The sequence below is a fragment of the Spiroplasma endosymbiont of Phycita roborella genome (genome assembly GCF_964031195.1).
GTDB classification, from domain to species: Bacteria; Bacillota_I; Bacilli_A; order Mycoplasmatales; family VBWQ01; genus Spiroplasma_E; species Spiroplasma_E ixodetis_A.
Genome location: NZ_CAXIQJ010000006.1, coordinates 139,797 through 153,374 on the forward strand (window position 1 = coordinate 139,797; position 13,578 = coordinate 153,374).

Here is a 13,578-nt window from a genome sequence, read left to right on the forward strand (position 1 = left end):
ATTATGATTAATAAACTTTGAACTGATGTCAGTCTTGAAAATTATAATAACTGATATCCATTAACTGGAAAAATTACAGAAACTCCACAACAATATATACAAACATGACCAAATATTAATGATTGATTTATAACTTTTGCTATTCGCGCGCAAAATGATATTAATGCTTATCTTGATTTTATTTTATCTAAATTTCCTTTTGATAGTTTTAAAGATGAATTAATTAAAGAAACATTAAGAGATATGGTTTATGTTATGGTTGAACATTGAGTATTTAATCGTACACCAATTGAATTTAATGTTGATGCTACTATTCAATTTAATAATGGTAATCAATTTAGTGCAAATAGTACTCCTACAATTAATGTTTGAGATTTAGCACCTAGTAGAATGAAAATATGAGCAAGATTAACAGAATTAAAACAAATATTTTCAAGTTATAATAATGATGAAATAGATGTTGAAAAAATTGACTTAAAAGCATTTTATACTAGAAATCAAGTTGATGAATTAATTAAAGAACAAAAAGAATTTACATTATTAAAACAAATTAAATTATATGATGATTTAGTTGATGATAATGAAAATGAAATATATAGAGGTCCTGTTAGTAAATTTGTTAATAAAGGTTATGTTGCAACTGGTTATGATAAAGAAACTGAAACAATGATTTTAGATTGACCAGATGAAATTGGAACATTACCACCAGAAGCATTACAAAATAATCCGCAAATTGGTGATTTTACTCATTCACCAACTTGTGATTTTTCTGCTAAACAACAAAAACGAATTACTACTAATGAAAATGAAATTACCAAATTAAATAGTGAATTAACTAAAACAAATGAAAACATTGATGATATCAAAAATAATTGATTTAATATTGAAACTAGTCCTTTATGAAAAAAAGTTGAAAATAATAATATAGAAATGTTGAAATGATATTTTATTAAAATCAGTTATCATTATTCAACAGAAAATAACTTTATGAAATTTTATAAAATAATTAAAATTTATTTAAATAATATTTTTCATGAATTTGAATTGTTAAATGTTGATTCCATGACTTATAAAGAACAAATACAAAATAAAAATATTTTAAATATTGGAACTATTTACTATGACAATAGAAATAAAAAATTTAGTGGTGGAGGTAATTCCTATCCTGAACGTGGAAAAATTAATTTAATTGGTGATATACAAGAAATATATCAATATCAAGGAATAGATACACCAACTGAATTTATAACAGAAGAAAGTACTGAACATGATTATTACACAAAACTAGAAACTAATAATTTATTAGATAAAAAGCAAAATATCAATGATGATGCTTTACAAACAGTTTCTAAACAAATCGTTCCTGCAATTAATGAAATCAATAATAAAATTCCTAATTTATCTGATTATTATAAAAAAGAAGAAGTAGATAAAAAATTAGAAGATGTAAAATCACAATTTCCTATTGCATTTCAAATAAATGCTATTAGTGCAGAAATTCCTAATTTAGAAACTACTGATAAAACTATTGCCGGTGCTATTAATGAATTAAAAGAAAAAATAAAAGATAAAAAATTTTCAAATGATTATTTTAAATATAAAACTGAAACAAATGAAATTGCATTAAATAATGAAGAAAATTCATTACTTTGTAAAGATTTATTAGAAAATAATGAATATAAATTATTAAAAACTCAAAATAAAAAATTATTACAAGCAATTAATGAAATATTAGAAAAACAACCACAACCCAGTCCAAGTGGTTCAAATTGAAAAGAAGTAGGTAAAGTCGTAGTAGATAAAAATAATATTACACATATAGAATATATTGGATGGGTTACACTTTATTGGACACTAATTACATAGACAAGTGAACAAATTAGTTAAAAGAAAGGAATTATAATTATGGTCACTATTAACTCATATTCAGATGAATTTAAAAAACAAATAGTAGCTTTATATCAAAGTGGCAAATCAGTATCTTGCCTTGTTAAAGAATACAATGTTACAAGAGCAGCTACTTACAATTGAATTAAGCAATTTACTAATTCAGGTAGTTTTAAAACTAAAGATAATCTTTCAGATTTAGAAAAACAATTAATTCAAGCAAATAAAGAATTAAAACAGTTACGAATGGAAATTGATATTTTAAAGCAAGCAGCACTAATAATAGGCAGAAAGTAGAGATTATTGCAAATAATAAATCTAAATATAAAATTCGCACAATGTGTCATTTTTTAAAACTCTCTAAATCAACATATTATTTTAATTTAAAGAAAAAAAATAAAATTCAAAATAATATTTATGAACAAGCTGTTATTAGTGCTTTTAAAGAAAATAAAGAAGTTTATGGTACTAGAAGATTAAAAGTCATACTAGCAAACCAAGAAATTTATTTATCACGCAGAAAAATTAAAGAAATTATGAATAAGCATAATTTAATATCAAAATACACTAAATTATCATTCAAAAATTATCATAATAAAGTCAATGATAGTCAAATAACCAATCTTGTTAATAGAAACTTTAATAATAGAATTAAAAATGAAGTTATTGTTAGTGATTTAACTTATGTTCAAGTTAATGGTAAATGAAACTATATTTGCCTATTAATCGACCTATTTAACCGCGAAATTATTGGACATAGTGTTGGAGTTAAAAAAGATGCATCATTAGTATATCAAGCATTTATGCAATCAAATCACTGTTTAAAAGATATTGAAATATTTCATACTGATCGCGGTAATGAATTCAATAATAAAACTATTGATAAACTTTTATTAGCTTTCAACATAACTCGATCTTTAAGCAAAAAAGGATGTCCTTATGACAATGCTGTTGCTGAAGCAACTTTTAAAACTTTCAAAATTGAATTTATTAATGATAAAAATTTTACATCATTAATCCAATTAAAATTAGAATTATTTGATTACATCAATTGATATAACAACATAAGAATTCACAGTACTCTAAACTACCTAACTCCAATTAGTTATCAAAAACAAATGTCTACCAAAAAATAGTCCTAAAAAGGGTTGCCATTCCAATATATTTAAAGATAAAACACATTATAGAATATATTATAGTTTTGGTGATTATACTAGTAAAGAAAATAATAAAAATTATAGTTGACAAATAATTAATTTTTATTATCAATTAGATACAAATGTTTTAAAAAGTAGTTTATGAATATCAAATAATAATGTTAATGCGGATACTGAAATTAATATTTATAATAATAGAATAATGTGGGGTATGGGTAGAGATTATATTTTTAAAAAATTAGAAGAATTACAGGAATAATATTATGTTTTTTAAAATTATAAAAATTATTTTAGGTTTAATAGGAGTAATTTTATCATCAGCAACAGCAGGTTTAATTATATTTATTATTATAAAAATTGTATTAAAAATTAATCAAATATTTTAAAAAAAGGTGGTGAATATTATGTTAAGTCTATTTAAAAGAAAAGAAAAAAGTAATATTAGTGATAATCAAAATGAAAAAGTAAAATTTTTAACTAATAAAAATAAAAGTACTCATGCTTCAATTTTAAATTATTTTGGTTTTAATGATTTTAACCATGAAACTTATTTCACTGATTTTGTAGCAGAAAATAATGCTAATTTATATAATGCTCCATTAGATATTAATAATGAAACTATTAAACAATATTTAATTCAACAAGAATTTTACAGAAAAAATTGAAATTCAATTTTTAAATTAAGTAAATTAGGAATTAGTGCTTATTTAATTTATATTGCTAATGATGACTTATATTTTCAAGTAGTAGATATACAACAAAGAGTTTATGATATTACTGGTAAATTAATTGAATGTACTATTTTTTATGATAGTTATGAACAAAATGCACAAATGGTAAGATTATTTGAAGTTTATACATTAAATAATGAACAAATAACTATTAATCGTGCAATTTATAGTATTAGTGATAATAAAAAACAATTTCCATTAGATTTTAAATCATTCATTAATAACCCTAATTTAGCACAAGAACAAACACTAAATATTAACTATATACCAATAGCAATTATGAGAAATAAAGCAAATGAGCTAGCAGATTGTAATAAAGTAATGGATAAAATTAAAGCATTAGATGTTATTTATGAACAAATTGTTTTAGATACTATTTTAAACTCACCTAAATTTATATTTAGTCAAACTTATGGCAATGTTCAATCTTTAATAGAAGACGCAGTAAGAACATTAGTTACTAAAAATTACATATTTAAAAGCGGTGGAGATAATAATGAACAAAACGAAAATATCAATATGACAAATAGTAATTTTAAAGGTAAAAATTTAACTGATATATATGATTGAAATGTTAATGAAATATTTAAACGTTGTGGTATTCATATACCAAGTCAAAAGAAATCAGCACAACAATCAGTTCCCGAAAGTACAGCAGTAAATATTTCAACTATTAATTATATTGAACAAAAATTATGACAATTTAATATTGATATTCTTAAATTTATTCAAATATTAGTAAGTGTAGATAAAGATTTATTAAATAGTAAAACATTTAATATTAATGATGATCAAGAAATTAATAATTTAACAGTTAAATTAAAATTATTTAATCCCGAAAATAACCAATTAATAGGAGAGAACAATGGAAAACAACAACAAACCACAAACGAAATTTCCACAGAAACAAACTAAACTTAATCAAGCAGAAGTAGAAAATGATTATTTAATTGATAACATTCCTTATGACTTTACTAATATGATGCGTGCTACTAGTGACCCAGATATTAATAGAGCATATGATGAATTTAAAAAAAGAACGATATATATTTATGAAATTGAACGTTTATTTAAAAATAATGAAAATAATAGTTTAAAATTTTCAGCAAATACTATTAAAATAGGTTTTATTGATATTGATAAAGTATTAAAAACTACTGCTGTTGAAACATCTGATTTTACTATGCAATTAAATCAAAGAGCAAGTACTAATATTAATGATAATACAATTGAATATAGTATGACTGATATTAAAAATTTAATATTTCAAGAAATAAATTTATTAAATCAATTTAAGTTATATGCTGTATCTATTAATGAACCTTTAACTGAAAATAATATTGATAATTTATATATCATTAATAATTATTCACAACCTTATCAAAATCCAAAAACAAGAAGTACTAAAAGTATAACTATTATTAAAATTAAAGATTTTAAAACAAGAGATGGTTATCCAATTATTATTAAATTACAAAAACCATTAGATAAAGATACCAAAGTAACTGGTTTAAAAATTAAAGCACCTAGAAGCATGATTTTTGGCAATATAAAGGTACTTGGTGAAGTTGACAATATGGAAGTATACCCAAAGTTATTTGTTAAAGATAAGATAGCATTTCCGCTATTATCAATGCCTATTGAAACTCAACCAAAAGTTAGAATATTACAACAATGATTTAGTGAACAAATATTACCTTGAAACTTAGCAAAACAATTTATTGGAGAAGAAAAATCAGTTTTAGATTTAATTGCTATTGGTGGAGGGACTGAAACAAGAAAAGAAATTATTAATAATGCAAGAGTAACAAATGCTAAATTAGGTTATGATGTTTCTAAAAATTTAAAAGTATGACCATTATCAGATGAAATAGAATTAAAAGATAAAAAATTAGAGTCATGATTTTTAGTAGGTAACTATAATTTATTTATTTCTACAACAAATAAATTTTATGATGTAGAAATTGAAATAAATGATAAACCACCAATTGATAGTTTACAACAGTTATTATTAGATATGCTAAGTTACACATATAACTATAATAGAAATTTTGATGGCGCAGATTATGATGATAAAAATGAAATAGCAAAATTACGTAATAAATTCTTAGGTCAAAAACCTGATGAAGTTATTACTAATTTATTTAGAAAATGAGAACTTGATTATCCAAATTACATAAATTTGCAACAAGTTAAAATATTTAAACAAGTATTTATTATGTTATCAAAGTATATTTATTCAACATTATCAATAAATAAAGGTCTAAATGATGATAATAAAATTTTATTACCTTATTATTTTGAATTAAAATCAAATCCTATACATTCTAATAAGGATAATAGTTGAAAATATAAAGATGTAAAAGTAATACTAAAATCTGAATATTTTGATTTTACAGATATGAATAATATTAAATTAAAAAATAATGATATTAGTCAAAATGAATTATTTAAACTTGATGATAATCAATTTAATTGATTATCTATTACAAATGAATTAGAAAGCAATAATATTCCGTCATTAATTCCAGCAGATTGAACATTAGGAAATGGCGAATATGGAAAATACTTTACAAGAGTAATTATTAGTAACAATAAAATTGAGAATGCTTTAAATTTATATGGTTCAAATAAATCTCAATTATTTTCTAAATTAGAATTTTATGAAGAGATATTACAAATTGATAATAAAAATGAATTTGAATTGCAAATTAAAAATCCAATTAATAATTTAAATCGGATTGAAATTAGTGGAATATTTGGTGCTGGTAATTATTATTTAATTTTAATAACTGACAAACAAGAAATAAACTTAACTAATATTAATTTATTTGACAAATATAATGAAAATATTTCTTATATTAATTTAGAAATTTAAATGTTTGGATGGGTTACACTTTATTGGACACTAATTACATAGACAAGTGAACAAATTAGTTAAAAGAAAGGAATTATAATTATGGTCACTATTAACTCATATTCAGATGAATTTAAAAAACAAATAGTAGCTTTATATCAAAGTGGCAAATCAGTATCTTGCCTTGTTAAAGAATACAATGTTACAAGAGCAGCTACTTACAATTGAATTAAGCAATTTACTAATTCAAGTAGTTTTAAAACTAAAGATAATCTTTCAGATTTAGAAAAACAATTAATTCAAGCAAATAAAGAATTAAAACAGTTACGAATGGAAATTGATATTTTAAAGCAAGCAGCACTAATAATAGGCAGAAAGTAGAGATTATTGCAAATAATAAATCTAAATATAAAATTCGCACAATGTGTCATTTTTTAAAACTCTCTAAATCAACATATTATTTTAATTTAAAGAAAAAAAATAAAATTCAAAATAATATTTATGAACAAGCTGTTATTAGTGCTTTTAAAGAAAATAAAGAAGTTTATGGTACTAGAAGATTAAAAGTCATACTAGCAAACCAAGAAATTTATTTATCACGCAGAAAAATTAAAGAAATTATGAATAAGCATAATTTAATATCAAAATACACTAAATTATCATTCAAAAATTATCATAATAAAGTCAATGATAGTCAAATAACCAATCTTGTTAATAGAAACTTTAATAATAGAATTAAAAATGAAGTTATTGTTAGTGATTTAACTTATGTTCAAGTTAATGGTAAATGAAACTATATTTGCCTATTAATCGACCTATTTAACCGCGAAATTATTGGACATAGTGTTGGAGTTAAAAAAGATGCATCATTAGTATATCAAGCATTTATGCAATCAAATCACTGTTTAAAAGATATTGAAATATTTCATACTGATCGCGGTAATGAATTCAATAATAAAACTATTGATAAACTTTTATTAGCTTTCAACATAACTCGATCTTTAAGCAAAAAAGGATGTCCTTATGACAATGCTGTTGCTGAAGCAACTTTTAAAACTTTCAAAATTGAATTTATTAATGATAAAAATTTTACATCATTAATCCAATTAAAATTAGAATTATTTGATTACATCAATTGATATAACAACATAAGAATTCACAGTACTCTAAACTACCTAACTCCAATTAGTTATCAAAAACAAATGTCTACCAAAAAATAGTCCTAAAAAGGGTTGCCATTCCAGTTATTTATTAAAATAACCATATGGATAATTGCCATCTCATGGTATATCTATTCTTTCAATAGTATCTCCACCATTATAAAATTTTGTTTTTTTAGGATTATCAGCAAAGTATATTTTAAATTCACTTTTTATAGAAACTGAAATACCATGAATGTCAGACATTCATATTTTCTGAACACCCATTATAGGTTTTTTATATGAATTTAAATAATATTTAAGTCCACTAAGATTATGGGTAAGCACCCCCCCATGATTAATCCTATTGTTCCAGTTGTAGCACCAGTTAGTGCTAATGCTAATGTTATTTTACTTAAATTTGCTTTTATTCATGTTTTCATATTAAATTACTCCTTTTTTCCTTGATTTTACTTATAAATTGTACTATTTTTGATTATTTTTACAAGTACGTTTTTAAACGCAAAATAACGCCTAAATAAAAGGCGTTTATTTTGTGATACCTATACTATTAATGATATTGTAGTTGTTTATTATATGGCAAATGTGAAGATGCTTTTTTTCACAGTAGCATTATTTTTACCCCTAATTACATTTTTATATGGATACAATGCATAAAATAATCCATCATACGGGTCTTGATACATATTTTTATCAGGAATGTTAGTTTTGGTTTGGTCATAACGTAATTCTTCTAAACATTGAGTAGTCTTTGGTAAATCATCTTTATTTGCATAAAAGTTTCCATAACTCATAATGTTTCTCATTCAAACTACTCTATTAGTTAATCCTGCTTCTTGATTTAAATTTGAAGCATGTTTAATAGCAGTTTGTGTGATTAAAATAGTATTATGTTCATCTATTAATTTTTGATTTAATCAATCAATGGCAGTTCGTGCTTTATCATCATAAAAATAAATTGCTTGTTCAAAATTTTCAAAATTATCAATTAATCCTAAAATTTCATTAACATAAGCATTAATTTTTTCATTTTCATTTATAAAATCATTTGGAGTAACTACTAATTCACAAATAATATAAGCATCATAATAACCAGTATTATTATATTCTTTAAAACCCACTACTATAAATACAGTATGGTCTTTATGACCAGTTGCTCAATCCACACCAACTGAATAAAAATCAAATTTATACATATCTTTTTTTGAATTATAAAATTCTTTTAAATCATATCGTTGTCAGCACTTTACAGTTTTTTGAAATGGGAAAATTGTTACATCACTATCTAAAAATTCAAAACCATAAAAAACAGTATTAAATTCATCAGGATTACTTTTTTTCATTTCTAATAATGTTCTTTTTTGAATATCTGGTAATTTATTTCAAAATGGTTGAATAGTAAATCTTAAAACAAATAAACCTAAACCACTAAACATATCTTGATTTTCATAATAAATTTTGCCATTTTTTTTAAGATTTTCCATCACTTTATCATTTAATGGTAAAAATGGCGTACAGTATTTTAAATAAAATGGATGATATTTATCATAAGGATTACATGTAAAAGTAATAAAGAAACTTTTATAAAAATAGCGAGTAATTTTTTTTCCAAAATTAGGACTATATATATTTTTATCAATAAACGTTCAACTTCATTCTTTAATAGGTTCTTTTGATACTTTAATACGATTACTTCTAAACATAGAGTTTTGTAAACGTTCATATCGATATGTTAATTGCTTTTCTGTTAGTGTTTCTTTTTCTTCTGCCATAATAATTTCATCTGTTCTTGAACCTAAAAAACTTGAACCACCGGCTTCTTTTCCAAAAATCTTATTACCATTAGCATAACCAATAAAGTCAATTTGTTGATTATTAGGAAAAATAATACATCCACCATCCTTAGTTATTTTTCATTTAATACCATGTGGATTATTAGGTAATAAATTAATATTATATGTATCTAATAAAACTTGACAAACATTCATTAAAGCACCAATTGTAGTTTCACTATGAGTATTTTCATATCTTCTTACTTCTTGAACACTACTATCACTAAAATTACAACATATAAATAAATCAAATGCTAAACAATTTCAAGTTTTTCTTGTTCCACGTGCTGTTGGTACAAAACGATAAAAACAATTGGTAGTAAAATATTCTGCTCATTCATCACCAACAAATTCTTTAAAAATATCCCAACTAAAACCATAATTATTATCACTAAAATTAAGATTATATTTTTTATTTAATTGTACATAACTAGTGATAAAAGCCATATTTACTCCTTATTTTTAAAAAAAATTAAACTTAAATTATTAACAAATAAAATTTTGAAAGGAACATTAAAAATGTTTATATTACCATTTGTAAATCATTTTGATTGAGACAAACACAATTTTAATCAAGATGAATTAAATTTACAACAAACAGAAGAATTATTTAAAAAAATAGATGATTATTTATGAAATGCATGTGATAAATCTGTATATAAGTCATATAGATTTAGAAAAAGAAAATTAAAAACAAAAAAAGGTTTATTAACTTATAAACGACGTATTTGTACATATTATAACCCAAAAACACAAAAAATGGAATTTCTTTCATTGTTAGATAATTATCTTGGTGTTAAAAAATATAGTAAACTTGCACCTAATGTTATTAAACAAATTTTGAAATATTTTGCAGATGGTAAAAAGTATCATGATGTTTGTGATACTTTTATTGAAGGTTTAATAAGTAATAGTACAGTTTGTAGAACATATAAAAAGTTTCAATTACCAAAAGCCAATATCCTCAAAATACCATTACAACCATATCAAAATTTATATGTAAATATTGATGATGGACATAGAAAATTTAAGTTTAATGAAAAACATAATACTAAAAATTGTAAAAAATGTTCAATGAGATTATTAGTATTTTGTACTGGTAAAAAGAAGAATGGAAAATTAATTAATAAAAGAGCTGTATGTAAAATTAGAGTATCAAAAACAGAAATTGGTGCTGAAAAAACTGCCAAATTAATTGAAAAATATGGTAATTTATTTTTTGAAAATTTTGACCAAGCAAATTTAATAGTTTGTGGAGATAGTGCAAAATGAATTAGAAAAACTGCTACAATTTTAAATGCTAAATTTATTTTAGATAAATTCCATGCTTTTCATGTTTTATTTCTTGGCATAATGGCTGGAAGAAGAAAAAATAAAATTGCTAAATTACACTATCAAAATGCAATAAATTTATTTTCCAAAGGTCAATATTATGAATTAATTGATTTTTTACAATCATTGACTTTACAATATAAAAAATTAAAAGTTGGTTATTTTGTTAATGCAAAAGATGGCGTATTAAATCAAGCATTAGTTGAAAATATTGGTTGCTTTACTGAAACTAATATTAAACAAATTTTAAAGCATATGATTGGTGATAGAACTTATAACATTGATATGTATACCAAAATGGTTAATTTTAAATGTTATCAAATAAATACAGCAATACAATTATTATAAATTAACCATTTCAATTTAAAGATAACTAAAAATAAAATAAAACTTATTAAAGTAAAATTTAATAAGAATTTTTGAGTTATAAAAGTAAGTATTATTGTTGACTAATATTTTACAAGTGTTAAGATTAACATACAATTGCATATTGAAGTCTAAATTATTCTCGTCTAATCTTATAATTTAAAGACAAATTTGAATATTATTGACAACATCGGTACGCTCCCAATTTATTTATCACGCAGAAAAATTAAAGAAATTATGAATAAGCATAATTTAATATCAAAATACACTAAATTATCATTCAAAAATTATCATAATAAAGTCAATGATAGTCAAATAACCAATCTTGTTAATAGAAACTTTAATAATAGAATTAAAAATGAAGTTATTGTTAGTGATTTAACTTATGTTCAAGTTAATGGTAAATGAAACTATATTTGCCTATTAATCGACCTATTTAACCGCGAAATTATTGGACATAGTGTTGGAGTTAAAAAAGATGCATCATTAGTATATCAAGCATTTATGCAATCAAATCACTGTTTAAAAGATATTGAAATATTTCATACTGATCGCGGTAATGAATTCAATAATAAAACTATTGATAAACTTTTATTAGCTTTCAACATAACTCGATCTTTAAGCAAAAAAGGATGTCCTTATGACAATGCTGTTGCTGAAGCAACTTTTAAAACTTTCAAAATTGAATTTATTAATGATAAAAATTTTACATCATTAATCCAATTAAAATTAGAATTATTTGATTACATCAATTGATATAACAACATAAGAATTCACAGTACTCTAAACTACCTAACTCCAGTTAGTTATCAAAAACAAATGTCTACCAAAAAATAGTCCTAAAAAGGGTTGCCATTCCAATAAACTATTCTAACTTTTTTTATAATTTACCAATTTCTAAACTTCCCAGTGTACTAATAGCACGTACATAAATTAACATTGATTTTCATAATTCGTCAACTTTAATACATTCATTATATTGATGTTCAGTTGAGTTAGTATGATCAAATATTGCACCAAATGCTACACAATTTGGCATTGCTCTAGCATAAGTTCCACCACCAATTGCAATTGGTTTTGCTTTTTTATCACCAGTAACTTCTTGATAAATTTCCATTAATTTAATAACAATTGTTGATTCTTGTGGCATATATAATGGTTTATCATAATGTTGTTGTTTTATTGTTAAATTATAAGGTTTTAATATTTTTGTTAATCTATTTAAAATTTCTTGTAAATCAGTTTTAACTGGAATACGGATATTACATCCTAATTTTGAATTTTTGCTATTAATTTCAACGATGCCAACATTAATAGTAAAACTTCCAGATTCATCATCTAAATCATCAAAATATTTTGTTAAAGCAGTATCTTCTTGTAAAATATCACCAACAAATTTAATTAGATTGTGTTCAACTTTAAGTTCATTTAAAATTAATAAACTTCTTAATCCTGCATTAATTCCTTCATCTGGTCGTGACCCATGTGCTGGTTTACCATGAATGGTAATTTGTTGATTATTATTTTCAATTCGATAGTTCTTATTTTTCCCAATTTTAACAAATGATTCAATATCAACACCATTAATATTACTAGTAGAACAAGTGACATTGTAAGCATCACCTGCATTAATAACAATGGATTTATGACCTATACCAATAATATCTAAGTTAATAATTCCTTTTTCAGCATATACTAGCGGAAACATACCATCAGGAGTAAAACCAAAAGTTGGAGTACCTTCTTGCTTCATATATGTGTTAATTGAATCTCATGTTGTTTCTTCAGTTAAACCAAAGATAACTCTAATTCGACGATTTGGTTGATAACCATGATCTTTTAAATATTTTAAACAGTATAGAATAATAATTGTTGGACCTTTATCATCTAATACACCTCGTCCATATAAAATATCATTAATAATTTCTGGCGAAAAAGGTGAAATTTTTCATTCTTCTAAATTACCTGGTGGTACAACATCAAGATGACCTAATATGGCAAATATTTCTTTACCCTCACCATATTCTAAATATCCATATTTATTGTTTTTGTCACGATAAGTTTTAAAACCTAATTCTTGCCCTAAATTAATAGCATAATCTAATACTTCTTTAACACCAGGCCCATAAGGTGCTGTTGTTGTGGGTGGTTGAGCATATGATTGAATTTTAACAATTTCTTTTATTTTTGTTAGTGCTTGCGGAAAATATTTTTCTTTTAACAATTTTTCATTGAATTTCATATTTATTCACTCCT

Annotated in this window: 12 protein-coding genes; 8 read left to right on the top strand and 4 right to left on the bottom strand. The window is 23.2% G+C overall.

The window, feature by feature from the left end; genetic code table 4:
• Nucleotides 1-3 precede the first annotated feature (3 nt).
• The 6 genes from AAHM95_RS08530 to AAHM95_RS08555 all read left to right on the top strand — a co-directional run bounded on the left by AAHM95_RS08530 (nt 4) and on the right by AAHM95_RS08555 (nt 7,852).
• Complete coding sequence (locus AAHM95_RS08530; protein WP_342274645.1) at nt 4-1,866, top strand: hypothetical protein; 1,863 nt, start codon at nt 4-6, stop codon at nt 1,864-1,866.
• 39 nt (nt 1,867-1,905) lie between these two features.
• Nucleotides 1,906-3,023 (top strand): IS3 family transposase gene (locus AAHM95_RS08535; protein WP_338975281.1). Its coding sequence is split into 2 segments (ribosomal slippage): nt 1,906-2,176 and nt 2,176-3,023, totalling 1,119 coding nucleotides; the frame shifts between segments, so codons are not numbered across the junction.
• Nucleotides 3,024-3,307: 284 nt separating this feature from the next.
• Complete coding sequence (locus tag AAHM95_RS08540; RefSeq protein WP_338977759.1) at nt 3,308-3,430, top strand: hypothetical protein; 123 nt, start codon at nt 3,308-3,310, stop codon at nt 3,428-3,430.
• An 18-nt stretch (nt 3,431-3,448) separates the two neighbouring features.
• A complete protein-coding gene (locus AAHM95_RS08545; RefSeq protein ID WP_338975553.1) occupies nt 3,449-4,690 on the top strand; it encodes a hypothetical protein in 1,242 nt (413 codons plus the stop codon).
• Nucleotides 4,641-6,653: a hypothetical protein gene (locus AAHM95_RS08550; protein WP_342273791.1), complete on the top strand. Its 2,013-nt coding sequence runs from the start codon at nt 4,641-4,643 to the stop codon at nt 6,651-6,653. Before AAHM95_RS08545 ends, AAHM95_RS08550 begins: the two co-directional genes overlap by 50 nt.
• Nucleotides 6,654-6,734: 81 nt before the next feature.
• Nucleotides 6,735-7,852, top strand: a protein-coding gene (locus AAHM95_RS08555) for an IS3 family transposase (protein WP_342274002.1) whose coding sequence is annotated in 2 segments (ribosomal slippage) — nt 6,735-7,005 and nt 7,005-7,852 — 1,119 coding nt in all. Because the reading frame shifts where the segments join, the coding sequence is not laid out codon by codon here.
• Between the two features lie 24 nt (nt 7,853-7,876).
• On the opposite strand, the gene AAHM95_RS08560 is transcribed toward AAHM95_RS08555, so the two are convergent.
• From AAHM95_RS08560 to AAHM95_RS08570, 3 genes are all read right to left on the bottom strand, one after another.
• The gene (locus tag AAHM95_RS08560; protein ID WP_281749131.1) at nt 7,877-8,119 is read right to left on the bottom strand and encodes a hypothetical protein; all 243 of its coding nucleotides are present in this window, start codon (nt 8,117-8,119) and stop codon (nt 7,877-7,879) included.
• Entirely contained in the window at nt 8,080-8,214 is a 135-nt protein-coding gene (locus AAHM95_RS08565) for a hypothetical protein (RefSeq protein WP_342273790.1), read from the bottom strand. Before AAHM95_RS08565 ends, AAHM95_RS08560 begins: the two co-directional genes overlap by 40 nt.
• 150 nt (nt 8,215-8,364) lie before the next feature.
• Entirely contained in the window at nt 8,365-10,071 is a 1,707-nt protein-coding gene (locus AAHM95_RS08570; RefSeq protein ID WP_342274646.1) for a hypothetical protein, read from the bottom strand.
• 72 nt (nt 10,072-10,143) lie between these two features.
• Here AAHM95_RS08570 and AAHM95_RS08575 point away from each other — a divergent pair, with 72 nt between their 5' ends.
• Both AAHM95_RS08575 and AAHM95_RS08580 read left to right on the top strand, forming a co-directional pair.
• Nucleotides 10,144-11,304 carry an Mbov_0401 family ICE element transposase-like protein gene (locus AAHM95_RS08575; RefSeq protein ID WP_338975594.1) on the top strand — a complete coding sequence of 387 codons (1,161 nt, stop codon included), beginning with the start codon at nt 10,144-10,146 and terminating at the stop codon, nt 11,302-11,304.
• A 189-nt stretch (nt 11,305-11,493) separates the two neighbouring features.
• Nucleotides 11,494-12,159 (top strand): IS3 family transposase, encoded by a 666-nt coding sequence (locus AAHM95_RS08580; protein WP_342274647.1) that lies wholly within the window; start codon nt 11,494-11,496, stop codon nt 12,157-12,159.
• A gap of 43 nt (nt 12,160-12,202) precedes the next feature.
• Here the strand turns inward: AAHM95_RS08580 and AAHM95_RS08585 are convergent, their stop codons facing one another.
• Nucleotides 12,203-13,564 (bottom strand): Sapep family Mn(2+)-dependent dipeptidase, encoded by a 1,362-nt coding sequence (locus tag AAHM95_RS08585; RefSeq protein WP_342274648.1) that lies wholly within the window; start codon nt 13,562-13,564, stop codon nt 12,203-12,205.
• Between the last annotated feature and the right edge of the window lie 14 nt (nt 13,565-13,578).